Genomic DNA, 23,870 nt, shown 5'->3' with positions numbered 1-23,870 from the left:
ATGGGACGCATCATCTGCTGCGGTCTCGGCCCAGGCGATCCCGATCTGATGAGCGTGCGCGCCGATCGCACGGTGCGCGGCGCGCAGCACGTCGCCTATTTCCGCAAGAAGGGCAGGCCGGGGCAGGCGCGCCGCATCGTCGAGGGCATGCTCGCTGCCGGCGTCACCGAATATCCCATGGAATATCCGGTCACGACCGAGATCGCCTTCGACAGTCCTGACTACGTGCAAATGCTCGCCGGCTTCTACGACGAATGGGCCGAGCGCCTGGCACGGCTTTCGCGCGCGGTCGACGTCGTCGTGCTCTGCGAGGGCGATCCCTACTTCTACGGCTCCTTCATGCATCTGCACACGCGCCTGCAAGGCCGCGTCGAGATCGAGGTGATCGCCGGAATTCCCGGGATGGTCGGCTGCTGGAATGGCGTTGGACAGCCGATCGCGCTCGGCGATGACGTGACGACGGTGCTGATGGGCACGCTCGCCGAAGACGAGCTCGAGCGGCGCATGCGCGATTCCGATGCGCTCGTCGTCATGAAGACCGGCCGCAATCTCGCAAAGGTACAACGCGCGCTTCGCTCCGCAGGCAGGCTGGATGACGCCTGGCTGGTCGAGCGCGGCACCATGCCGGGCGAGCGCGTGGTGCGGCTCGCCGAGATCGATGCTGCCGATTGCCCTTACTTCGCGATCGTGCTCGTGCACGGCAAGGGCCGGCATCTGGACGCTGCCGAATGACGGGCACGCTGACCATCGCGGGCCTCGGGCCGGGCAGCGACACGCTGGTGACGCCGGAAGTCTCCGCGGCGCTTGCCGCCGCCACCGACATTCTGGGCTATGCGCCCTATGTCGCACGCGTGCCGCCGCGGGCCGGGCTCGAGCTGCATCCATCTGACAATCGCGAGGAGCTGCAGCGTGCGAGCGAAGCGCTGCGGCTAGCTGCTGAGGGCAGACAGGTCGTGGTCGTTTCCTCCGGCGATCCCGGCGTATTCGCGATGGCCTCCGCGGTGTTCGAGGCGCTCGAGCAGACGCCGCAATGGCAGGACCTGCCGATCCGTGTGCTGCCCGGCATCACCGCGATGCTGGCGGCGGCCGCCCGCACCGGCGCGCCGCTCGGCCATGATTTTTGCGCGATCAATCTCTCCGACAATCTCAAGCCGTGGACGGTGATCGAGAAGCGTCTTCGACTCGCTGCGGAAGCCGATTTCGCCATCGCGATGTACAATCCGCGCTCGGCGAGCCGGCCGGAAGGATTTGGCCGCGCGCTTGCGGTGCTTCGGGAAGCCGGCTGCGGCGAGCGCCTGGTGATCTTCGCGCGTGCGATCAGTGCTGCCGACGAGAAGATCGAGACCGTGACGCTGAACGAGGCCCGGGCCGAAATGGCCGACATGCGCACGCTGGTGATCGTCGGCAACTCGCAGACGCGCCGCATCGGCCGCTGGATCTATGCACCGAGGCAGGTGCGATGACCGAGCCACTGCATCACCTCGACGACGCTCTCCACCCGCAACCGCGCGGGCAGTTCTGGCCGCGAGATCATGATCACGGGCAGGCCGAGCCTGCGGGCGGCGTCGATCTTGGCGCGCGCGCCGTCGCCGCCGGAATTGCGGGCGACGATCCACGCGATGCCGCGTGTGCGCAGCAGCTCCAGCTCTCCGTCGAGGGTGAAGGGGCCGCGGGACACGATCATATCGGCCGCGAAGGGCAGGGGCGCTGCGGGCGGATCGACGAAGCGCAGCGTATAGGTGTGCTGCGGCTTCGTCGCGAACGGCGCGATGTGCTGACGGCCGATGGCGAGGAATACGTTTGCCGGCACCTCGGGCAGCGCGGCGACGGCGGCGTTGACGTCGACGACCTCGATCCAATTGTCGCCGGGCGCTTTCGTCCAGGGCGCGCGTTCGAGCGCAATCAGCGGCGTGGCCGTCTCCGTGCACGCCTCGACCGCGTTCCGGCTCATCTCGGCTGCGAATGGATGCGTCGCGTCGATGACATGCGTGATGCGCTCACGACGAACGTAGTCGGCAAGGCCGCTCGCGCCGCCGAAGCCGCCGATGCGGGTCGGCAGCGGCTGGTCGGCCGGCGCGCGGGTGCGGCCGCCGTACGAATACACGGCGCCAATGCCGGCGCGCGCGATCGCCGTTGCGAGCACGCTCGCGTCGCTCGTTCCGCCCAGAATGAGGGCGCGCGTCATGGCTGATCCCTGGCTGACGATCATCGGTATCGGCGAAGATGGCCTTGCCGGGCTGTCCGAAGCAAGCCGAAAGGCGCTAGCCAGGGCAGAAACCGTGTTCGGTGGCGAGCGTCATCTTGCGCTCGCGGATGTCGGCAGCCGCGGACGCCCGTGGCCCGTGCCGTTCGACGCAAACATCGTGCTGAGCTGTCGCGGTAGGCCGACGGCCGTGCTCGCCTCAGGCGATCCGTTCTGGCATGGCGCCGGGGCAAGTCTCGCCGAGAAGCTCCATGGTGACGAGTGGATCGCGCATCCCGCGCCATCGACCTTCTCGCTTGCCGCCGCGCGGCTGGGCTGGCGGCTGGAATCCGTGATTTGCCTCGGACTTCACGCCGCGCCTTTCGAACGTCTCGTGCCGCATTTGGCGCATGGGGCGCGGATCATCTGTCTCGTGCGTGACGCCAAGGCGGCCGGCGACCTCGCGAGATGGCTGAGCGAGCGCGGATGGGGGGCTTCCGCATTCTGGATTCTCGCCGCGCTCGGCGGGCCGAATGAAAGCGTCGGAGAATATCGCGCTGAAAGCTATACGCGCGCTTCGGCTGGAAACCTGATTGCGGTGGCGCTGGAGGCGGAGGGAGGGCAGGGACTGTCTCGCAGCTCTGGCCTGCCGGACGATTTCTTCGCTCACGACGGGCAGATCACCAAGCGGCCGATGCGGGCCTTGGCGCTTTCGGCGCTGGCGCCGTGTCCCGGTAGGAGGCTGTGGGATGTTGGCGCGGGTTCGGGATCGATCTCGATCGAATGGGCGCTGTGCGGCGGAACGGCGATCGCGGTCGAGGCGCGGGACGATCGGGCTGCCAACATCCGCAGCAACGCGGCCGAGTTCGGACTGGAGCATCGGATCAACGTCGTCGCAGGCAAAGCGCCCGAAGCTCTCGCGGCGCTGGGTCCGCCGGACGCCGTCTTCATCGGCGGTGGCCTCGATGGCGCGCTGTTCGACGCCGTCTGGGCGCGGCTCGCGCCTGGCACTCGAGTCGTCGCGCATGCCGTGACGCTGGAGACGGAAGCGCTGCTCGGCGAGCTGCATCAGCGCCATGGCGGCGAGCTGATGCGGGTCGAGATCGCCCATGCCGCTCCGCTCGGCCGCTACCGGTCGTGGAACGCCGCGCGGCCCGTGGTGCAGTGGAGTACGAACCGATGAAGGTTGCCGGGCTCGGGTTCAGACAGGATGTCACGCTGGCTTCGCTGCGCGAAGCGCTTCTGGCGGCGGGCGGCCCCGAGGGGCTTGCGGCGGTGGCAACTGTCATCGACAAGGCCAACGCAGAGGTGCTGAAGCAGCTCGCACGCGAGTGCGGTGTGCCGATCATGGCGGTCCCGGCCGATAGGTTGGCGGGCATCGATACGCCGACGCAGTCGACGCTTGTCGCGGAAAAGTTCGGCACAGGATCGGTCGCCGAAGCTGCGGCGCTCGCTGCCGCCGGTCCTCGCGCGCGGTTGATTGGGACGCGTATGGTCTCGAAGGATCGCACCGCAACCGCGGCGATTGCCGAAGGAGACGGCGCATGACGGTGCATTTCATCGGCGCCGGGCCTGGCGCTGCCGATCTCTTGACCTTGCGCGGCCGCGACCTGATCGCGGCCTGTCCGGTCTGCCTCTATGCGGGCTCGCTGGTGCCGGAAGGCGTGCTGGCGCATTGCCCGGCCGGTGCGCGCATCGTCAACACCGCGCCGCTTTCGCTCGAGGAGATCATCGCGGAGATCGCCGCCGCGCATGCCGAGGGCAAGGACGTCGCGCGGCTGCATTCCGGCGATCTCTCGATCTGGTCGGCGATGGGCGAGCAGCTCCGCCGTCTGCGTGCGCTCGGAATTCCCTACACGCTGACACCCGGCGTGCCCTCATTCTCGGCTGCGGCGGCGGCGCTGGAGGCCGAACTGACTTTGCCGGGCCTGGCTCAGACCGTGGTGCTGACGCGCACGCCGGGCCGCGCCAGCGCGATGCCTGAAGGCGAGAAGCTCGCTGCATTCGCCGCGACCGGCGCGGTGCTCGCAATTCACCTGTCGATCCATCTGCTCGATCAGGTCGTGGCCGAGCTGACGCCTCACTACGGTGCGGACTGCCCGGTCGCGATCGTGTGGCGCGCGAGCTGGCCGGACCAGCGTATCGTCCGCGCGACACTCGGCACTCTCGATGCGGCCGTGGGCGGCGAGATGGAGCGCACCGCGCTGATCCTGGTCGGCAAGACGCTTGGCGCTGCGGATTTCGACGAGAGCCGCCTTTATGCCGCCGCTTACGACCGCCGCTATCGGCCGGTCGGCGCCGAGCCGCGCTTTCCGGAGGTATCGTGATGGCGGCGGGCCTCGTCATCTCCGCACCTGCCTCCGGAGTGGGCAAGACCACGCTGACCCTGGCGCTCGCCCGCGCCTGGCGCAATCGCGGCCTGAACGTGCAGTGCTTCAAGAGCGGCCCTGACTATATCGATCCCGCGTTCCACGCCGCGGCGACGGGGCGCCCCTCCGTCAACGTCGACAGCTGGGCGATGGATCGCGTGAGCATTGCGCACCTCGTCGGCCGCGGTGCCGATGCCGACGTCGTGCTCGCCGAGGGCTCGATGGGCCTGTTCGACGGTGTCGCCGCACGTGGCGTCTCCGGCACAGGTGCGACCGCGGACATTGCGGAGATGCTGGGCTGGCCGGTGGTGCTGGTGATCGATCCCTCGGGACAGGCGCAGACGGCGGCGGCGATTGCCGCGGGCCTTCGCGACTATCGCCCCGGCGTGCGCCTTGCGGGCGTCGTGCTCAACCGCGTCGCCAGCCCGCGTCATGAAGACCTCGTGCGGCGCGCGCTGAACGAGGTCGGCGTTGCCGTGTTCGGCGCGCTGCCGCGCCATGCCGAGATCAGCCTGCCGAAGCGGCATCTTGGCCTCGTGCAGGCCGAGGAGCAGGCGGAGATCGGCAAGCTGATCGACGAGGCCGCGCGCTTTATCGCCGAGCACGTCGATCTCGATGCGGTGCTGCAATCGGCAGCCAAATGGTCGCCGCATCCTGCAACGAACGGTTTGAATGTGACGCCGCCGGGCCAGCGCATTGCGCTGGCTCGGGATGCGGCATTCTCGTTCGTCTATCCGCATATGCTGGAAGCCTGGCGCGCGGCGGGCGCCGAGATAGTGCCGTTCTCGCCGCTGGCTGACGAAGCACCCGATGCAAGCGCCAACGTGTGCTGGCTGCCGGGCGGCTATCCCGAGCTTCATGCCGGCAGGATCGCGGCCAACGCGCGCTTTCGCAGCGGCCTTCGCGGCTTCGCGGAGACGCGGCCCGTGCACGGCGAATGCGGGGGCTATATGGTGCTGGGTGCCGCTTTGACCGATGCCGACGGCGTCCGCCATGAGATGGCGGGGCTGCTCGGCCTGGAGACCAGCTTTGCCAGGCGCCGCATGCATCTGGGCTATCGCCTCGCCGAACTGGCTGCGCCGATGCCGGGGCATGAGGCCGGCGCACGCCTGCGCGGCCATGAGTTCCACTATTCGACCATCGTTGCCCAACCCGATACGCCGCTGGCCGTGGTGCACGATGCAACCGGCACCGTCATTGCCGAGACCGGCTCGCGCCGTGGCCATGCCACCGGCACGTTCTTTCATCTGATCGCGGAGGACCGGTGAGCGGTTTTGTCTCCTTCGTCTCCGCCGGTCCTGGCGATCCCGAGCTCCTCACCGTGAAGGGCGCCGCGCGGCTGCGCGAGGCGGACGTCGTGCTCTATGACGACCTTGCGTCCGGCGCGATCCTCGACCTCGCGCGGCCCGGGGCCAATCTTGTCGCGGTGGGAAAGCGGGCCGGGCGTCCTTCGACCAAGCAGCACCATGTCAACCGTCTCCTGGTCGACTATGCCGCAACCGGCGTGCGCGTGGTGCGGCTGAAGTCGGGCGATGCCGGCATTTTCGGCCGGCTCGAGGAAGAGATCGAAACGCTGCGCGAGGCCGGCATCGGCTACGAGATCGTTCCCGGAGTCACCTCAGCCTGCGTCGCCGCGGCGCGAGCAGGAATTCCGCTGACCCGACGGCACACCTCGCGACGGGTGCAGTTCGTGACCGGGGCCGATGTCACCGGGGAATTGCCACCAAACCTGAATTGGGCGGCGCTGGCCGACCCCGAGGCCACGACTGTGGTCTATATGGGCCGGCGCACCTTTCCGGCGCTTGCCGCAAAATTGATCGCGCATGGCCTCGCGCCAAGCACCCCGGCGCTGTTCGCCGAATCTCTCGGGAGATCGGACGAACGGCTGGTCCGCACCACCATTGTCGAGCTCGCCGAGCAGCTTGCGCGCGGTGGGGCGGCTTCCACCGCCGCCGTGATTCTGTTCGGCGCGCTGGCCGGGGAATATCCGTCATGACGGCTCCCGCAGCCAGTCGCCCCTTGACGCCTGCGATACGAAAGGGGCACACAAGAGAGGCATGGTGCTCAACGCGGCGCAAAGCGCCGGAGCATAAACGGGAATGGGGGTGGGCGGACCCAATTGCGGCGCCCAAAACCCCAGCCGCCCCCGCGACTGTAAGCGGTGAGGGGCTCCGATCAGCCACTGGGCCGCAAGGTCCGGGAAGGCCGGAGAACCCCAGTGAACCGCGAGCCAGGAGACCGGCCCTGCAAATTTCGAGGCCAAGGCCGTCGGGTGTGACGGCAGGAAGGAATTGAGCCATGCATATCGAACCCGGGATCGTGACGGGCGCCAAGCTCGTGTTGAGTTACGCAACCGGCATCGCCGCAGGCGGCGTTGCCTTCAAGCTCGCGGCCGAAACCGTGCGCGAGCAGGGCGTTGGCTCGTTCGCGGCGCGCACCTTGGCCACCACGGGCCTTGTCTTCACCTTCTTCCAAATCCTGCCGCACTTCCCGGTCGGCGTGTCCGAGGTGCACTTCATCCTCGGCTCGACCCTATTCCTGCTGTTTGGTGCTGCGCCCGCAGCCTTTGGCCTCGCGTTCGGCCTCTTGCTCCAGGGCGTGTTGTTCGTGCCGACCGACCTGCCGCAATATGGCATGAACGTCACCACGCTCCTGGTGCCGCTGTTTGCGATCCAGGCGCTCGCGACGCGGATCATTCCGCGCAATACGGCCTACGTCGATCTGCAATACCGCCAAGCGCTGGCGCTCTCGACCGCCTATCAGTCCGGCATCGTCGCCTGGGTGGCGTTCTGGGCGCTTTACGGCTCCGGCTTCGGCGCGACCAACCTCGCCAACATCGCGGCGTTTGCCGGATCCTATGCGCTGGTCGTCGTGATCGAGCCGCTCGCCGATCTCGCCGTGCTGGCGCTGGCGAAATCGCTGCGTGGCGTCACTGCGCCCGGCCTCGTCACGCCGCGCCTGCACAACGCGGCCTGAGAGACAAGCGAATGGGCGGCCGCAGCGGCCGCCCGTCGCGCTCGCGATGCTCACGCTCTCTCTGATAGGTATCGGTTGCGGCGATCCCGAGCAGCTCACGCGCGCCGCGATTCAAGCCATCAATGAGGCCGATCTCGTCCTGATCCCGCGCAAGGGGACTGCGAAGTCCGATCTTGCGGATCTCAGACGGACGATCTGCGCCGAGGTGCTCGCCAGCGACAAGGCAGTCATCGCCGAATTCGATCTTCCCGTGCGCGATGGCGGTGAAGCTGATTACCGCAAGGGCGTCGACGATTGGCATGATGCGGTGGCCGCGACCTGGTCGCAGACCATCGCGAGGCATCGCCAAGGTGACGGCAAGGTCGCGCTGCTGATCTGGGGCGATCCATCGCTCTACGACTCTTCGTTACGCATTGCGCGCCGGCTCGATCCACTACCGAATATCGAAGTCGTACCCGGCATCACCTCGATCCAGGCGCTGTGCGCCGCGCATGCGCTACCACTCAACGATATCGGCGAGCCGTTCCTGGTGACGACGGGTCGGCGTTTGCGCGACGGCGGCTGGCCGCAAGGCGTCGATACCGTGGTGGTGATGCTCGACGGCGGCACGGCGTTTCAGTCGCTCGATCCGGCCGGGCTCCACATTTGGTGGGGGGCCTATCTCGGCATGCCCGATCAGATCATCATGTCCGGCGTGCTGGCCGAGGTCGGCCCGCGCATCGTCGCGTCGCGGCAAGAGGCGCGTGAGCGGCACGGCTGGATCATGGACAGTTACATTCTCAAGCGAAGGCGTTGAGGCAGCATGCTTCCCGAATGGGTTTACCGGAACTGCCCCGAGATCTCCGCAGTCCATCGCGAGGCGGCCGCTACGCGGCAGGCGCAACTGACGAAGCCGACCGGCGCGCTCGGCCGGCTCGAGCAGCTCGCGATCGAGCTTGCGGGCTTGCAAGCGACTGAGCGGCCGCGTGCGGCGCGCGTGCCGATCATCATCTTCGCGGGCGATCACGGCATCGTCGCGCAAGGCGTGTCGGCCTATCCGCAAGCCGTGACCATCGCGATGATGGCGAATTTTGCCTCCGGTGGCGCCGCGATCTCGGTGCTGGCGCGCGAGCTGGGCTCAAACCTCGAGGTGGTCGATGCCGGCACGCTGGCCGAAGCGCAGATGCCCGGAATCGTCACCGACAAGCCGCGCAGCGGCACGCGCGATTTCAGTGTCGAGGCCGCGCTCACGCCCACGGAATTGGCCTACGCCTTCGGCGCCGGCCAGCGCGCGGTAGCGCGTGCGGAAGCCAGCCAGCCTGATCTCCTGATCTTCGGCGAGATGGGCATTGGCAACACCACCACGTCAGCGGCGATCGCGGCGAGCTTGCTCGGCGTGAGTGCCGAGGAGATCGCGGGCAGCGGCACCGGCGTCGATGCATTGGGCCGCGCGCACAAGGCGCGGGTGATCGATGCGGCGATTGCACGCCACGGCGTTGCCGGAGCCTCGGCCGAGAAGATCCTGTGCGCCGTCGGCGGCCTCGAGATCGCGGCGATCTCAGGTGCGATCATTGCGGCCGCGCAGAGCCGCATCCCTGTGCTGATCGACGGCTTCATCGTGTCGGTCGCGGCCCTGGCAGCAGTGCGGCTCAATCCGTCGTGCCAGCCTTACCTGTTGCCTTCGCATCAATCGGCAGAGCTGGGGCATCGCCTCGTGCTTCGGGCCCTGGACGTGCAGCCGCTGATCAGCCTCGATCTCAGGCTTGGCGAAGGATCGGGTGCGGCCATCGCGCTGCCGCTGGTCCGCTCGGCCTGTGCGCTTCACAACGGAATGGCGACGTTCGCACAGGCCAACGTACCGGATCGGCCTAGCTGATACGCTGATTGACGGAAACGACGCGCCAGCCGTTCGCGAGCCGATCGATCCGGGTGAGCGACAGCGGATCGATCACGAAGCGCAAGGCGGCTTGCGGTGTCAGGTCCAGCGCGATGCAGAGCGCGGCGCGGATGGTGCCGGAATGTACGACCAGCGCTGCGGAGCCTGCGCCAATCCGCGACAGACCCAGCCGGACGCGCGCGACCTGATCGACAAAGCTTTCGCCGTTCGGCGGCTGTCCGCGCGCCGGATCGCGCCAGAACTGCGCATAGGCATCGCCACCGGTCGCGGCGAGCTCGTCATGCCGATGGCCGGTCCAGTCACCGAAATCCTGCTCGCGGAATTCGCTGACCAACTCCGGTGCGAGCCCCAGTGCGCGCGCCGTCTCGACCGTGCGTCGCGACGGGCTGGCATAGCTGGTGGCGTCCGGCGGCAAGCGCTGCCGCAGAGCCGCCAATGCCGCGTGATCGCCGAGATCGGCCCGCGCATCGTCTGCATGGATCGCTCCGGCCGCGCCCTCGACGGCCGCATGCCGGATCAACCAGAGGAGCGTCTCGCCTTCCATGCTTATCTCCAAGGAAGTTGGTCGCTGTGGCCACAACGCCGCAACTGCCACATTGACTCTGTCCTGGTGGTAATCCTAGATGCTCGCGACGGTTTTCCCGAGAGGGAATGAAAAGGGAATGCGGTGCGGGGCGTTGTCCCCAATACCGTGGCTGCCCCCGCAACTGTGAGCGGATAATCCTTCGTCACGAGCCACTGGGTCCTCGGTCCCGGGAAGGCGACGAAGCGGTCATGACCCGCGAGCCAGGAGACCTGTCGTCAGCCGTGGTCACACGCGAAGATGTCGGTCGGGGAGTACAGACATTCGGCTTCATCGGACGGCTCAAGGCCAAGGGTGAGACCTCGTTCGCTGTGACGTGCCACTGACGTCATACCGAGGTCCTATACCGTGTCTTCCATCCGTAACGTACGACCGCGCCGCTTCCCGCTTGCCTCCGTCGCATTCACATTACTTGCCGTTGTTGATTTGCCGGCCGCACTGGCGCAGCAAGCCCGGGAGCCGCTGCCGCCCGTCGAGGTATCGCCCGCCCAACCGCGCAAGCCGGCTGCCCGGGACGCACCGGGCGCGCGTCGCGCGGCAGCGCGCAGGGCGGCGGCTGTATCCGCAGCACCAAAACCCGCCACGCCGGATGCGACGGCGCAAACGCCGCTCAACAGCAATGCCGTTGCCGAAAGTGCGTCACGGCTCGGCCTGACGGTGCGGCAGACGCCCGCGACGGTCGAGGTGATCTCCGCCGAGACCATGCGCGAGCAGGGCTATCGAACAGTGTCCGAGGTGGCGCAGGGCGCCGTCGGCGTCACCTCCGGCGACAATCCTGCTGAACCTTCTGCCTTCTCGATGCGCGGCTTCACCAACAGCCAGATCAACACGCTCTACAACGGCATCAAGATCGGTCCGCAGAACATGACCTCGCGGATCGTCGACACCGCCAATCTGGAGGCCGTGGAATTCCTGAAAGGTCCGGCCTCGCTGATCTCGGGCGAGGGCGCCGCGGGCGGCGCGATCAACTTCGTCACCAAGCAGCCGCACACCGGCGCGATCCGCAACGAGGCGGATTTCTCGTACGATTCCCTGAACTCGTTCCGCGCCCATTACGGCTCGGGCGGCAGCACCAACGTCCGGAGCCTCGACTACCGCTTCGACATCAGCCGCTCCTCGCTCAACGGCTTTGTCGACGACACCTATACTAGGACGTTCGACGTGTCCGGGCAGCTCAACTACCGCATCTCCGACAGTCTCAAGGTCTGGGGTGCGATCGAGTACCGCGAGGACCGCGGCAAGGCCTATTGGGGCGCGCCACTGGTGCCGATCGCTTTCAGCGGCTCGCATGCGACGACGGGGATCGTCTCCGGCAACTACGTTTCGAACTACAACAACACCAATCTTGGCGCTATCACGATCGACGACCGCACCTTCAACACCAATTACAACGTCCTCGACAATCGCAACGTGGCGCAGGAGGTGTGGCTGCGGGGTGGCTTCGAGTTGAAGCTGGCGCCCGACCTGACGCTCAAGAGTCAGGCCTATGGCTATGGCGCGGAACGGACCTGGTTCAACAACGAAGTCGAGGCGTTCAACTCCACTACGAACCTAGTGGATCGCGAGCGCTTCTATGTCGCGCACAGCCAGCGTCTTGTCGGCAACATCACCGACCTGATTTGGGACGCGAACGTCGCCGGTTTCGACAATCGCCTCGTCACGACTTTGTCGTCGAGCTTTCTTGATTTTGTTCGGCCCGGAGCGGCCTTCCCCTTCCCGAACGACTCCGTCCCACTGGTAAACTTCGACAGGGGCTTTTACGGCCCCCTTACAACTCAGCGGCAGACCGCACGGATTGACAACGAAGCGCTGTCGTTCGAGGACCGGTTGAAGCTGACACGCAGCTTCGCGCTGATCGGCGGCCTGCGTGTCGAGCACATCGGGCTCGACCGCAACTGGACCGACAAGACCGGGCTGGAGAAGGCAGGCTTTCCCTTCACGAAAGACTGGGCGCCGGTCACCGGCCGCATCGGCTACACCTGGGAGGCCGTTCCCGGCCTGACCTTCTTCAGCCAGTACGCCACTGGCGCCGACATCGCGGCCAACAACATCTTCCTGCTCGGGCCGACCCAGCCGCTCGACCTGACTACCGCGCGCACCTACGAGACCGGCGTCAAGCACCTGTTCTGGGACAACCGGGCGGAATGGTCGTTCTCGGCCTACGACATCCTGCGCAAGAATGTCTATGCGGCGGCCGGCGGGCAGGCGCTCAATATCGCCGGGCGGCAGGAATCGAAGGGCGTCGAGCTCGCCGCCTCGGTGCGACCGATCGAGCCGCTGCGGCTGTGGGGCAACATCGCCTATGTCGATGCGCGCTATGCCGACTACAATTTCGTCGGTGGCTCGTTCTCCGGCAACACGCCGCCGAACGTGCCGCGCATCGTCGCGAATGCCGGTGCGTCGTACCGGTTCTTCACGCCATGGCCGGTAGAGCTCGGCATCGTCGGCCGGCATGTCGGCGACCGCTACAACACCGACGCCAACACGGTGACGATGAACGCCTACACGGTCGGCGACGTCTACGCCTTCGTCGATATCCCGAAGACCGTCTTCAATGCCGTCGACCAGGCCCGCCTGACCTTCCGTGTCCGCAACATCACCGACAAGCGCTACGCGATCTGGGGCGATCCGTTCTATCCCGATCAGATCCTGCTGGGCGCGCCGCGCACCTACGAGATCTCGGCGGCGTTCAAATGGTGAGGCCTTGAGCGTATGATGGGCGCGATCGTCCTCTCGCATCGCTGGCTCGGGATCGCGTTCTGCCTGCTGTTCGCGATGTGGTTCGCGAGTGGAATCGTGATGCACTTCGTTCCGTTTCCGTCGCTGACGGAAGCGGAGCGATTTTCGGGACTCACGCCGGTGGATCGCGACGGGGCAAGGATCTCGGTCGTGGATGCCGTTGCGGCGAGCGGGATCGCCGATGCCACGCGTGTTCGGCTGATCCAGCGGAGCGACGGCGCGGTCTACATCGTCTCGGGTCCCTCGCGTCAGCGCGCGATCCGCGCGGCCGACGGGAGCGACGCGTCGGTGAAATCCGCCGATGTCGCACTGGCCGTTGCGCAGGCTCATGCACGCCAGCGCGAGATCGATGCCTCGCATGCGACGATCGTCGGCCGTGCGGATTACGATCAGTGGAGCGTACCGAACGGCTTCGATCGTCATCGCCCCCTATTTCGCGTGGCCCTCGGCGATGCGGCGGGGACGGAAGTCTACGTCTCGTCGCTCACCGGTGAGATCGTCTTGGATGCGACGAGGCGCGAGCGCGGGTGGAATCTTGCCGGCAGCGTGCTGCACTGGATCTATCCGACCGTTGTGAGAAGCAACTGGGCGCTATGGGATCGGATGGTGTGGTCGCTATCGCTGCTGGCCCTGATCGCGGCTGTGCTGGGTGCTGTACTCGGGATCGTGCGGATCAGGATTCACAAGAGGCAAATCTCCTCGCCTGATCGTGGCTGGCACGTCTTGCATCACCTGCTCGGCTTGACAACGGCGGTCTTCGTGCTGACCTGGATCTTCAGCGGCTGGCTCTCGATGGATCACGGGCGGCTGTTCTCGCGCGGGCAATTGACCGCGACAGAGGCCGGCCCAATGAACGCCGCCCCGGATTGGCGCGAGGCCTCATCGCTCGATCGGCAGCCAATATCTCCGGCGGCTCGCGAGGCGGAATGGTTCGCCTTCCGCGGCCACGTCTATCGGCGCGATCGGGTTGCCCTCGGCCGTCAGACTTTGATCAGGAGAGGGGATGCGCCGCAGGATGGACTCACGGGATTCCTTGATGTGCACGAGATTCAGGCTCTGACGGCGCGCCTTGCGGTCGGCTGCGGCCCACCGTCCGTCCTTCCTGATAACGACGACTACCCCGCGCTCTCCACAATGCCGGGTGCACCAGTCTACCGCTCGCGCTGTGGCGGCGATCTCTGGTTCGACATTGATGGCGCCGATGGCGGCATGCTGCAAAGACTGGATCCGTCGCGGCGCGCCTACCGCTGGCTTTACAGTGCATTGCACACGCTCGACTTCCCGGTCTTAGTGGCCCACCCGCGCATTCGTGATGTCGTGATCGTCGGCCTCTGTACGCTCGGGCTGGCATTCTCCATCACCGGCATCATCATTGGCTGGCGGCGCTTGCGGTCGTCGCTGGCTGCCTGAATTTGAGGCGCAACTGCGGCTCGATACGGTCGGGTCAGCAGATCAGCAATGCCCTTGCGGCCAATCGTCATTGACGCCTTTTCGCCGGCCGCCTTTCGGTGTAGCTCTGCGCTCGCTCGAAACGGCGGCAGTAACCCCGTCGACGACCGAAATCATGCAGGAGACAGCAAGGATGTACCCGAAAGTTCAGATGTTCATCGCCGGCGAGTGGACCGATGGGTCGTCCGGCAAGTCGGAGGACATCCTCAATCCCGCCACCGGCCAGCCGATCGGCAAGACCCCGCACGCCTCGCGCGCGGATCTCGACCGCGCGCTGGACGCGGCCAAAGCCGGCTTCGACGTCTGGCGCAAGACCTCGCCGTTCGACCGTTACAAGCTGATGCGCAAGGCCGCCGACATCATCCGCTCGCGCGCCGCCGAGATCGCGCCCGTGATGACCATGGAGCAGGGCAAGCCCGTGGTGGAAGCGCAGGGCGAGACCATGCTGGCCGGCGACCTCATCGACTGGTTCGCGGAAGAAGCGCGCCGCGCCTATGGCCGCATCGTGCCGCCGCGGATGGGCAATGTCTCCCAACTCGTGACCAAGGAGCCGGTCGGCCCGGTCGCAGCCTTCACGCCCTGGAATTTCCCGATCAACCAGGCCGTGCGAAAGATCTCGGCCGCGCTCGCCGCCGGCTGCTCGATCATCGTCAAGGGGCCGGAAGAGACCCCGGCGAGTTGCATGGAGCTGGTGCGCGCCTATGCGGATGCGGGCATTCCTGCCGGCGTCGTCCAGCTGGTGTTCGGTGTGCCGGCTGAAGTGTCGGAATATCTCATCCCGCATCCGATCATCCGCAAGATCAGCTTCACCGGCTCGACCGCGGTCGGCAAGCATCTGGCCGCGCTCGCCGGCCTGCACATGAAACGCGTCACCATGGAGCTCGGCGGCCATGCGCCGGCGATCGTGTTCGCGGATGCCGACCTCGACAACGCCGCAAAGATCCTGTCGGCCAACAAGTTCCGCAACGCCGGCCAGGTCTGCGTCTCGCCAACGCGCTTCCTGGTGCATGAGAGCGTCTACCAGCCCTTCGTCGACAAGTTCGTCGCTGCGGCCAAGGGCCTCAAGGTTGGCAACGGTCTCGACAAGGACACCCGTATGGGCCCGCTGGCGAACCCGCGCCGCGTCGACGCCATGGAAGGCTTCGTCTCCGACGCGGTCCAGCGCGGCGCCAAGGTCAAGACCGGCGGCAAGCGCATCGGCAACGAAGGCTTCTTCTTCGAGCCGACGGTGCTGACCGACGTGCCGCGCGATGCGCGCATCATGAACGAGGAGCCGTTCGGCCCGCTGGCGCCGATCACCTCCTTCCGTAGCTATGACGAGGTGGTGGCCGAAGCCAACCGTCTGCCGTACGGCCTGGCGGCCTATGCCTACACCACCTCGACCAAGACGATGCAGGCCATCGGTGCCGACATCGAGAGCGGCATGGTCTCGATCAACCATCACGGCCTCGCGCTGCCCGAAGTGCCGTTCGGCGGCATCAAGGATTCCGGCTACGGCTCCGAAGGCGGACTCGAGGCGATCGAAGGTTATCTCAACACGAAGTTCGTCACCCAGGCGAGCGCGTAACGAAAGACGCGGTGTCAGTCCGGGGCGCGCCAATTGGCGCGCACCGGAATGAAGATGAGCTCACCGCGGCCGGCGCAAAGCTCGTTCCTGTACCGGTCGACGACGAGGGGCTGGTCGTCTCGGAGGGAGTTCGGCGCGCACCACGCGCGCGGCTGATCGTGGTCACGCCGTCGCATCAATATCCGCTCGCCGTCAGCATGGGGCTGGAGCGGCGGCTCGAGCTGCTCGACTGGGCGAACAAGAACGACATCTGGGTGATCGAGGACGCTGCTCCGCTGCTTGCGAGAATCGCAGCCTGCATCGGCGGCGCTTCTCTCAACGCATCATCCGATCCTGCCAAGACGCTCTCTTGCTGATCCTACAATAAAGAGGGGCTGAGCCGACTCCCGTGCATAGCTGATAGGCACCGCGGATATCCCGCACTGCCGATTGATCGCCTGCAAATTAGACAGCTGATCTTGGTCGCTTGGATTGCGGTGCAATAGGCATCTCGATTTGCTCAGAGAAATCCGTGTTGCGCTGCACGTTTCTGGCGTGGAACGGCGCGCGCTCGCGTGCCGTCTGGGCAGGCACGGCTGCACCAAAACGTGCATCAGGTTGCGCCGTACGCCGCGCCGGCTGCTTGCTGGCCCAGCGAACTGCGGCAACTCTGGCCCTATCGGAGGCCACGGCTCTGTCGCACGCTCGCAGACGATGGCATGACAGGGGATGCATGATGAGCGCTCTCGGTTCGGCATTCGAGGTGGTGATGGACGGGCAGAAGCCGGCGTCCGGTTCGGACGTTGCGCGTAGCTGACCTCCAGACATGAGCGCTTTCGAAAATCACTGGGAAGTCGGCACCGACATAGGTGGCACTTTTACCGACATCATCGCCATCAGGCGCGATACCGCAGAGGCCCGGATCGCAAAGGTGCCGTCGCGCCCACAGGCGCCGGTTCAGGCAATGCTGGAGGCGATCGAGGCGGTGGGCCTGCGCAAGAGCGAGGTCAAGCGCTTCGTCCATGGCACCACGCGCGTGACCAACGCGATCGTCGAGAACCGGCTGCCGAAGGTGGCGCTGGTGGCGACCGAAGGATTTGCCGATGTGCTGGAGATCGCGCGCTATCGCCGCCGCGATCTTTATCGTCTCGACATTGCGCCGAAATCGCCGCCTTTGGTGCCGCCCGAACGCTGCTTCGGGCTCGCCGAGCGCCTCGATCACGAGGGCCGGGTGCTGAAGGCATTGGAGGAAGCGGAGATCGAGCGTCTGCTGGCCTGGCTGAAGGAGACCGGCGTTCAGAGCGTCGCGGTCGCTCTGCTTCACGCTTATGCCAATCCGGTGCATGAAAAGATGCTGGGTGAGCGGCTCAAGGATGTCGTCGCTCATGTCTCGCTCTCGCACGAGGTCAATCCCGAGGCGCGCGAATATGAGCGGACCTCCGCGACCGTATTCAACGCCGCCGCGATGCCGATCGCGGTCGAATATCTGAGCGAGTTGGAGCAGCGGCTGCCGATCGGCCCCGGCTTGCAGGTGTTTCATTCGGCCGGCGCGATGGTTCCGATTTCGGCGGTGAAGCGACGGCCCTTGGTGATGGCGATGTCGGGCCCGGCCGCTGGTGTCTCGGCTTCCGTCAGCATCGCGCGCCAGCTCGGCGCCTCGCGGATGCTGACATTTGACATGGGCGGCACCACGACCGACGTCTGCCTCATCGTGGATGGGCAGGCCGAGATGACCGACGGCCGCATGCTCGGCGACAAGCCGCTGCGCCAGCCTATGCTCGCGGTTCATTCCATCGGCGCGGGTGGCGGATCGATCGTGCGTAACGGTCCCGGCGGCCTGGCGGTCGGGCCGGAGAGCGCCGGCTCCGAGCCCGGACCGGCCTGCTACGGCCGCGGCGGCACGGAGCCGACAATCACCGATGCCAATGCCGTGCTCGGCTATCTCAATCCCGAGACCAAGCTTGGTGACCGCATCGGGATCGACATCGAGGCCGCAAAGCGCGTCATCGAGCCAATCGCGCGCGCGCTCGGACTGAGCCTCACCGAAACCGCGCTCGGCATCATCAAGGTCGCGAACGCGACCATGGCCCGCGCGCTCCGCCGTGTCACGGTCGAGCGCGGCATCGACGGTCGCGACTGCACGCTGCTCGCGTTCGGCGGCGGCGGCCCGATGCATGCGGCCGGTCTCGCCGATCTCTACGGGATCGCAGAGGTCGTCGTGCCCAGCGCCTCGAGTGCGTTCTCGGCGCTGGGCTGCCTCACCGCCGATTTCAGCTTCCTGCAGCAGCAGACCCTTCGCGCCGCCCTCGACGGCATCGATTTCGCGCGCGTGTCGGAGCGAATCGAGGCCTTGACTGCCGATGCCTCGGCACCGCTTCTCGCCAACGGCGTTGCGAAGGCGGAGATCCAGGTCGAGTTGGTGGCCTTGATGCGCTATGCCGCGCAGAATGACGCCATTCCGGTGCCGTTCGTGCTGCCGCTCGATGTCGCCAGGCTGAAGCAGGATTTCCTGGCGCGGCATCACGCGCTGTTCGGCTATGCGACCGGTGAGCCTTGCGTGATTGAATCCGTGCTGGTTCAGGCCCGCCGTCCATCGACGACCGCCGTGAGCCGGCCGGCCACGGCAGCGAGGGCGGAGTCTAGGAGTACGCGCAGCTGCTCGTTCGACGGCGTCCACGAGATCGCGACAGCAATCATCGACCGCGCCGCGCTCACGGAGACCGTCAGCGGTCCGGCCATCATCGAAGATGCGTGGTCGACTGTGGTAGTGCCGCCGGGCTGGCAGGCAAAGCCTGATACCGCCGGCAATCTATTCCTGACGCGGGGGGCGGCATGAAGCTCGATCCGTTCGTCGTCGAGGTTATCAGGCACGGGCTCTCGGCCGCGGCCGAGGAGATGAGCCTGGTGATGACGCGCTCGGCGCGCTCGCCGCTGCTGCGCGAGGCCGGCGACCTGTCGTCGGCGATCACCGATGGCTACGGCGGCCTAGTCGGGCAGGGTCGCGACATTCCGATCCATCTCGGCGCGATGGCCTACACCATCCCGGAGTTACTGAAGGTGATGCCGCGCGACAGCCTGAATGACGGCGACGTCGTGATCTATAATGTCGGCGCGCTCGGCGGCAATCATCTCAATGACGTCAAGGTCGTGCGGCCCGTCTTCTTCGAGGGCGAGATCGTGGCCTTCGCGGTCAGCCTCGCGCACTGGCCCGATATCGGCGGCACCTGGCCTGGCAGCTATTTTGCCAAGGCCATCGACACGTTCCAGGAGGCGATGCGGATTCCGCCGGTGCTGATCGCGACCGCGGCCGGCCTCAACCTGCCGATCGTGCAGCTACTCAAGGCCAATGTCCGCGACGCCGAATCCTGCGAGGGCGATCTTCTGGCGCAAATCGCGGCGACGAAAGCCGGCGAAAAGCGCATTATCGAGCTCTGCCGCGAGCATGGCAAGGCCGTCTTCGTGGCGACGCAATCGCGCCTGCACGATCTCTCCGAGATCGAGATGCGCGAGGCGTTGCGCGACCTGCCGGACGGCGTCTACGAAGGCGAGGACTACCTCGACGACGGCAGCGCGAACAACGCGCCGGCGCGTATCCACGTCAAGATCACCATTCGCGGCGACGAGGCGATCTTTGATCTCTCCGAAAGCTGCGACCGCGTCTCCAATTTCTGCAACACGACGCCATTCATGGCGCGCTCGGCTGTCGCTTATGCCGCGCGCATCATGAGCGGACGCGACATGCAGCAGAACGCCGGCGCGCTGCGGCCTCTGACTATCATCACGCGCCCGGGCTCGATCCTCGAGCCCGGCTGGACCGCCTCCGTTGCCGCCGGCAACCACGAGACCTCCATGCGCATCGTCGATGCGATTTTCCGCGCCATGCAGGGCACCATTCCCGAGCGCCTGTCGGCGGGCGGGGCGACCACCGCGGGCGTGCTGTTCTTTGCCGAGCCGCGGCCGAACGGATCGTGGAAGATGCTCTACGAGGTCCATGGCGGCGGCGAAGGCGCGCGGCACGATCGGGCCGGCACCTCCGCAACCCGGGTGCATCTGTCCAACACGTCGAACACGCCGGTCGAGGTGATCGAGGCGAATTATGCGATCCGGCTCGAGCAGCAGGCCATCCGCCGGCGGTCCGGTGGCGCAGGGGTCCATCGCGGTGGCGACGGCTCGGTCCGCACCTATCGTATCCTCGCGCCCTCGATGCACCTGACCACTTGCATCGAGCGGATGGTGATTGCGCCCTGGGGCATGCAGGGCGGCGAATCCGGCAGGGCCTGCCGCATCTCGCTGGTCAGGCAGGGCGCGAACATCGCGATCGACGGCAAATCGAACCTGGTGTTACAGCAAGACGATCTCGTCACGATCGAGATGTGCGGCGGCGGCGGCTACGGCGCCGTGGCCGCAGAGTAAGGAGGCCCGCGATGAGCAGATTGTTGCGAACCGGGCTGAATGCGGGCGAGGCCGCGCCGATGGCCGTGGTCGGCGGCGAGGGCGTCTACTTCCACTTGTCCGACGGCCGCAAGCTGATCGACGGCAGCAACACCGGCGGCGGTCTCGGCCATCGCCATCCCGCGATGGTGGAGGCGATCCGCCGCGCGGCGGACACGCCCGTCGTCAACGAAGGCTGGACCTGGGTCGGCCGCGAGCAGGCCGCCGATGATCTGATGGCGACCGCCTTTGCGGGCGAAGAGGACTGGGTCGGCGCGGTCCGCTTCTGCATCAGCGGCAGCGAGGCAAACGACATGGCGTTGTCGCTCTGCCAGGCGCTGACGCAGCGCTCGGCCCTCGCAACGCGCGAGCGCGCCTATCACGGCATCACCGGCCTGTCGCGCAGCATGACCGTGCAGCCGCAATGGCACGGAGGCCTCGCCGTGCACGCAGGCGGCTCGAAGCTGCCGGCGCCGATGGCGCCGGTGCGGATCCTGCCGGCGCCGGATGGTGCCATTTATGGCGCGCCGGCCAATAATTCCCCGCCGAGCGAATATCTCGCCGATGCCACGCGTCTGCTCTCGGACACGGCGGCGACGATCATCGATTACACGCAAGGAGGCATCTATTACGACAGCGCCTATCAGGACGAGGTGGCGCGCTGCGCGCGGCAGGCGGGCTCGTACTGGATCGCCGACGAGGTCGTCACCGGCGCAGGCCGAGCCGGCCGCTGGTTCGCGTTCCAGGGCGCGCGGAGCCGCCCCGACATCGTCACTCTCGGCAAATCGCTCGGCGGCGGCGCGGCAGCGGTGGCTGCGGTCGTGGTGTCCAAGGACATCGTCGAGCGGCTCAAGGGCACGAGCTGGCAGAACTACGGCACGCTGCGCGGCCATCCGATCAGCATGGCGGCCGTCAGCGCCTATTTGAAGGTCGTCAGCGACGACAATATTCTGGAGCACGTGCAAGACCTGGAGAAGCTGTTCGCCGGTCGCCTGCTTGCGATCGCGCAAAAGCATCCGAGCGTGCGGCGCGTCGCGGGGCAGGGACTGCACTGGACTGTGGAGTTGCACGGCCCGGACTGGCGCACCTGGCACGCCGACACCACCGAGGTGCCGATCGCCTCACGCGTTGCGGAGCGCGCGCTGGAGGCGGGTGCGGTGATCGGGACGAGCGGCGAGCAGACCTCGCTGTTCCTGGCACCGCCGCTGGTGATCTCCGAGCGCGAGGCAACGCTGCTGCTCGATGCGCTCGACCACGGTCTCGATATTGCTGACGAGGAGCACGGGTGAATGCAGGTCATGCAAAGCGCACCTTGCCGTCTCGCACGCCGCAGGCTGGAAATTTCGGGCGATGCTGCGTTAAGCTGCGCGCGCCGGCACATCGTTGAAACTGTGGCTTCTGCCAAGACATCTTCTACCAAGACATCACCAGGAATTCGCTGATGCGTATCGTCAATGTTGCTGCCGCCCAGATGGGCCCGATCCAGAGGGCCGACAGCCGCGAGGCCGTGGTCAAGCGAATGATCGCGCTGATGGACGAGGCCAAGAGCAAGGGTGCCGACCTCATCGTCTATCCTGAGTTGGCGCTGACGACGTTCTTCCCGCGTTGGTACGTGGAGGATCGCTCCGAGTTCGACATCTGGTTCGAGCGCGAGATGCCGAACACGGCGACGAAGCCGCTGTTCGAGCGTGCGGCGCAGCACGGGATGGCGATGAATTTCGGCTATGCGGAGCTGACGCCAGACGGCCATCACTTCAACACCGCGATCCTCACGGATAAATCCGGCAATATCGTCGGCAAATACCGCAAGGTCCATTTGCCCGGCCACGTCGAGTACGACACCAAGCGCTCGCATCAGCATCTGGAGAAGCGCTATTTCGAGCCGGGCGATCTCGGCTTCAACGTCTGGCGTACGCTGGGCGGTATCATCGGGATGGCCATCTGCAACGATCGCCGCTGGCCGGAGACCTATCGGGTCATGGGCTTGCAGGGCGTCGAGATGGTGCTGATCGGCTACAATACGCCTTCCGTGAATGCGGAAAGAAGCGAGGAGGGCGTCGAGAAGCGCCTGTTCCACAACCGCCTCTCGGTGCAGGCCGGTGCCTACCAGAACTCGACCTGGGTGGTCGCGGTGGCCAAGGCCGGCGTCGAGGACGGCCACCCGCTGTTCGGCGGCAGCCTGATCGTTGATCCCAACGGCGAGATCGTCGCCGAAGCCAAGTCCGAGGACGACGAGGTTCTGGTCCACGCGTGCGACCTCGACGCCACCACCTTCGGCAAGACAACGATTTTCGATTTCGCGCGGCACCGCCGCGTCGAGCATTATGGCCTGATCACCAGCCAGACCGGCGCGGTGCCGCCGCCGGAGACGTGAGGCCGATGGTGGACAAGGGCATCCCGCTGCGTGAACTCGATCCGCGCGATCGCTACAAGCTGCTTTGCGGCGTGGTCGTGCCGCGGCCGATCGCGCTGGTCACGACGCTGGACGAGAATGGTGCGGTCAACGCCGCGCCGTTCAGCTTCTTCAACGTGTTCTCGGAGAATCCAGCGCTGATCGTGCTCGGGCTCCAGCACAAGCCGGATCGCTCGCCGAAGGACACGACCCGCAACATCCATCGCGACGGCGAGTTCGTGGTGCACATGGTCGATGAGGCGCTGTCGGTGGCGATGAACGACTGCGCCGTCGATTTTCCCTCCGGCGATAGCGAGGTCGCCGCGACCGGGCTTGCGACGCTTCCCTCGATCGATGTGAAGGTGCCGCGCCTCGCCGCCGCGCCCTTCGCGCTGGAATGCCGGCGCCACGTCGTGCTGAACTTCTCTCCGGATCGTGAGCTCCTGGTCGGCGAGGTGCTCAGGGTGCACGCGCGTGAGGGGCTCGTCGACACCGCCAACATGTATGTCGATCTCGACGCCTACCGGCCGATCGGCCGCATGTTCGGCAATCTCTACACGACGCAGCGGGATACGTTTGCTTTGACGCGCGAGAGCCATGCGCAATGGCTCGCGCGCCAAGTTGCCAAAGAGCTGAAGGACGCCTAGTGGGCCGAGAACTGCACCGTACCCAGCGCCATGGTGACGGCCGCCTGTGTCGGGTCGATCACGGGAATGCGCAACGCGTCTTCGAGCGGGCGGCGGTGGCGCGCCATGCCGGCGCAGCCCATCACGATGGCGCGGGCGCCGTCCTCGTCGCGCAGCACGCGACCGACCTCGATCATCTTGGCCAGCGTGCCTTCACCGGAGGCCGTTTCCGCAACGCTCATGTTCAGCGGCCGCTCGCCGGCAAGGCGCTCGGTCAGTCCCATCTGCCTGAGATAGCGCATGTGCCGCGCGATCGAACGCTGCGCAATTGCGATGACGCCGAAGGTCTCAGCGCGGGAAAGCGCCGTCAGCACGCCGCACTCGGCGATGCCGAACACGGGGCGGTCGGTGCCTTCGCGGCAGACCTGAAGCCCGGGATCGCTGTAGCAGGCGATGACGAAGGCGGCCGAGCCGTTGTCGCTTTCGACGAGCTTTCGCAGCGGCATCGCAACGCTGTCGACGTCCGCCTGGCTTTCGATGCCGAAGGGACCCTCGGCCAGCGTCTGGCAGACCAGCTCCGGCCCGCCTTCGAAATCGAGCGGCTTCAGCGCGTCCTCCAGCCCTCGCGTGACCGCAGGATTGGAATTCGGATTGATGACGAGAATGCGCGGACGGGACATCATGGTCTTCCTGCGAAATTG

Annotated in this window: 23 protein-coding genes and 2 riboswitches; of the genes, 20 read left to right on the top strand and 3 right to left on the bottom strand. The window is 66.5% G+C overall.

What is annotated here, in order from left to right; translation table 11 throughout:
* On the top strand, window positions 1–732 hold the full coding sequence (locus tag EAV90_RS18505) for a precorrin-2 C(20)-methyltransferase (RefSeq protein ID WP_122403992.1): 732 nt from the start codon (window positions 1–3) through the stop codon (window positions 730–732).
* Window positions 729–1,463 carry a precorrin-3B C(17)-methyltransferase gene (gene cobJ / locus EAV90_RS18500; protein ID WP_129144286.1) on the top strand — a complete coding sequence of 245 codons (735 nt, stop codon included), beginning with the start codon at window positions 729–731 and terminating at the stop codon, window positions 1,461–1,463. Before EAV90_RS18505 ends, cobJ begins: the two co-directional genes overlap by 4 nt.
* Here the strand turns inward: cobJ and EAV90_RS18495 are convergent.
* Window positions 1,439–2,185, bottom strand: coding sequence for a cobalt-precorrin-6A reductase (locus tag EAV90_RS18495; protein ID WP_129144285.1), 747 nt, complete (start codon window positions 2,183–2,185; stop codon window positions 1,439–1,441). The two genes, cobJ and EAV90_RS18495, sit on opposite strands and share 25 nt — an antisense overlap.
* On the opposite strand from EAV90_RS18495, the gene cbiE reads away from it, so the two are divergent.
* The 8 genes from cbiE (at window position 2,184) to cobT (ending at window position 9,382) form a co-directional block, all read left to right on the top strand.
* Window positions 2,184–3,365: a precorrin-6y C5,15-methyltransferase (decarboxylating) subunit CbiE gene (gene cbiE / locus EAV90_RS18490; RefSeq protein WP_129144284.1), complete on the top strand. Its 1,182-nt coding sequence runs from the start codon at window positions 2,184–2,186 to the stop codon at window positions 3,363–3,365. The two genes, EAV90_RS18495 and cbiE, sit on opposite strands and share 2 nt — an antisense overlap.
* Window positions 3,362–3,730: a cobalamin biosynthesis protein gene (locus tag EAV90_RS18485; protein WP_162500344.1), complete on the top strand. Its 369-nt coding sequence runs from the start codon at window positions 3,362–3,364 to the stop codon at window positions 3,728–3,730. Before cbiE ends, EAV90_RS18485 begins: the two co-directional genes overlap by 4 nt.
* Entirely contained in the window at window positions 3,727–4,509 is a 783-nt protein-coding gene (gene cobM / locus EAV90_RS18480) for a precorrin-4 C(11)-methyltransferase (RefSeq protein ID WP_129144283.1), read from the top strand. Before EAV90_RS18485 ends, cobM begins: the two co-directional genes overlap by 4 nt.
* Complete coding sequence (locus tag EAV90_RS18475; protein WP_129144282.1) at window positions 4,509–5,819, top strand: cobyrinic acid a,c-diamide synthase CobB; 1,311 nt, start codon at window positions 4,509–4,511, stop codon at window positions 5,817–5,819. Before cobM ends, EAV90_RS18475 begins: the two co-directional genes overlap by 1 nt.
* Entirely contained in the window at window positions 5,816–6,547 is a 732-nt protein-coding gene (cobA, locus tag EAV90_RS18470; protein WP_122403986.1) for a uroporphyrinogen-III C-methyltransferase, read from the top strand. Before EAV90_RS18475 ends, cobA begins: the two co-directional genes overlap by 4 nt.
* Window positions 6,548–6,592: 45 nt before the next feature.
* A riboswitch (cobalamin riboswitch) is annotated at window positions 6,593–6,812 on the top strand.
* Between the two features lie 37 nt (window positions 6,813–6,849).
* Window positions 6,850–7,527, top strand: a complete 678-nt coding sequence (locus EAV90_RS18465; RefSeq protein WP_122403985.1) for an energy-coupling factor ABC transporter permease — start codon at window positions 6,850–6,852, stop codon at window positions 7,525–7,527.
* Between the two features lie 46 nt (window positions 7,528–7,573).
* Window positions 7,574–8,323, top strand: a complete 750-nt coding sequence (gene cobF, locus EAV90_RS18460) for a precorrin-6A synthase (deacetylating) (RefSeq protein WP_122403984.1) — start codon at window positions 7,574–7,576, stop codon at window positions 8,321–8,323.
* Between the two features lie 6 nt (window positions 8,324–8,329).
* Window positions 8,330–9,382: a nicotinate-nucleotide--dimethylbenzimidazole phosphoribosyltransferase gene (gene cobT, locus EAV90_RS18455; protein ID WP_129144281.1), complete on the top strand. Its 1,053-nt coding sequence runs from the start codon at window positions 8,330–8,332 to the stop codon at window positions 9,380–9,382.
* On the opposite strand, the gene EAV90_RS18450 is transcribed toward cobT, so the two are convergent.
* Window positions 9,375–9,947 carry a histidine phosphatase family protein gene (locus EAV90_RS18450; RefSeq protein ID WP_164937004.1) on the bottom strand — a complete coding sequence of 191 codons (573 nt, stop codon included), beginning with the start codon at window positions 9,945–9,947 and terminating at the stop codon, window positions 9,375–9,377. The genes cobT and EAV90_RS18450 overlap by 8 nt on opposite strands.
* 72 nt (window positions 9,948–10,019) lie before the next feature.
* Window positions 10,020–10,220, top strand: a riboswitch (cobalamin riboswitch).
* Here EAV90_RS18450 and EAV90_RS41275 point away from each other — a divergent pair.
* The 10 genes from EAV90_RS41275 (at window position 10,178) to EAV90_RS18405 (ending at window position 23,190) form a co-directional block, all read left to right on the top strand.
* Complete coding sequence (locus EAV90_RS41275; RefSeq protein WP_283810491.1) at window positions 10,178–10,312, top strand: hypothetical protein; 135 nt, start codon at window positions 10,178–10,180, stop codon at window positions 10,310–10,312. (Overlaps the previous riboswitch by 43 nt.)
* A gap of 22 nt (window positions 10,313–10,334) precedes the next feature.
* Window positions 10,335–12,686 carry a TonB-dependent receptor gene (locus tag EAV90_RS18445; protein WP_129144279.1) on the top strand — a complete coding sequence of 784 codons (2,352 nt, stop codon included), beginning with the start codon at window positions 10,335–10,337 and terminating at the stop codon, window positions 12,684–12,686.
* A gap of 12 nt (window positions 12,687–12,698) precedes the next feature.
* Window positions 12,699–14,135, top strand: a complete 1,437-nt coding sequence (locus EAV90_RS18440; protein ID WP_129144278.1) for a PepSY domain-containing protein — start codon at window positions 12,699–12,701, stop codon at window positions 14,133–14,135.
* 172 nt (window positions 14,136–14,307) lie between these two features.
* Window positions 14,308–15,741, top strand: coding sequence for an NAD-dependent succinate-semialdehyde dehydrogenase (locus EAV90_RS18435; RefSeq protein WP_245509560.1), 1,434 nt, complete (start codon window positions 14,308–14,310; stop codon window positions 15,739–15,741).
* Between the two features lie 11 nt (window positions 15,742–15,752).
* Window positions 15,753–16,097, top strand: a complete 345-nt coding sequence (locus EAV90_RS41730; protein WP_430644734.1) for a hypothetical protein — start codon at window positions 15,753–15,755, stop codon at window positions 16,095–16,097.
* Between the two features lie 449 nt (window positions 16,098–16,546).
* The gene (locus tag EAV90_RS18425) at window positions 16,547–18,556 is read left to right on the top strand and encodes a hydantoinase/oxoprolinase family protein (RefSeq protein WP_129144276.1); all 2,010 of its coding nucleotides are present in this window, start codon (window positions 16,547–16,549) and stop codon (window positions 18,554–18,556) included.
* Window positions 18,553–20,133 (top strand): hydantoinase B/oxoprolinase family protein, encoded by a 1,581-nt coding sequence (locus EAV90_RS18420; RefSeq protein ID WP_122403977.1) that lies wholly within the window; start codon window positions 18,553–18,555, stop codon window positions 20,131–20,133. Before EAV90_RS18425 ends, EAV90_RS18420 begins: the two co-directional genes overlap by 4 nt.
* A gap of 11 nt (window positions 20,134–20,144) precedes the next feature.
* Entirely contained in the window at window positions 20,145–21,440 is a 1,296-nt protein-coding gene (locus tag EAV90_RS18415) for an aminotransferase class III-fold pyridoxal phosphate-dependent enzyme (RefSeq protein WP_164937003.1), read from the top strand.
* Between the two features lie 152 nt (window positions 21,441–21,592).
* Window positions 21,593–22,525, top strand: a complete 933-nt coding sequence (locus EAV90_RS18410) for an N-carbamoyl-D-amino-acid hydrolase (RefSeq protein ID WP_129144274.1) — start codon at window positions 21,593–21,595, stop codon at window positions 22,523–22,525.
* 5 nt (window positions 22,526–22,530) lie between these two features.
* Window positions 22,531–23,190 (top strand): flavin reductase family protein, encoded by a 660-nt coding sequence (locus tag EAV90_RS18405; RefSeq protein WP_174221588.1) that lies wholly within the window; start codon window positions 22,531–22,533, stop codon window positions 23,188–23,190.
* On the opposite strand, the gene EAV90_RS18400 is transcribed toward EAV90_RS18405, so the two are convergent.
* On the bottom strand, window positions 23,187–23,849 hold the full coding sequence (locus tag EAV90_RS18400; protein ID WP_129144306.1) for an aspartate/glutamate racemase family protein: 663 nt from the start codon (window positions 23,847–23,849) through the stop codon (window positions 23,187–23,189). The two genes, EAV90_RS18405 and EAV90_RS18400, sit on opposite strands and share 4 nt — an antisense overlap.
* Window positions 23,850–23,870: the final 21 nt, after the last annotated feature.

The organism is Bradyrhizobium vignae (genome assembly GCF_004114425.1).
Taxonomy (GTDB): domain Bacteria; phylum Pseudomonadota; class Alphaproteobacteria; order Rhizobiales; family Xanthobacteraceae; genus Bradyrhizobium; species Bradyrhizobium vignae.
Note: the sequence above shows the minus strand (reverse complement) of the source record. Positions and strands in the feature narration are given on the sequence as shown.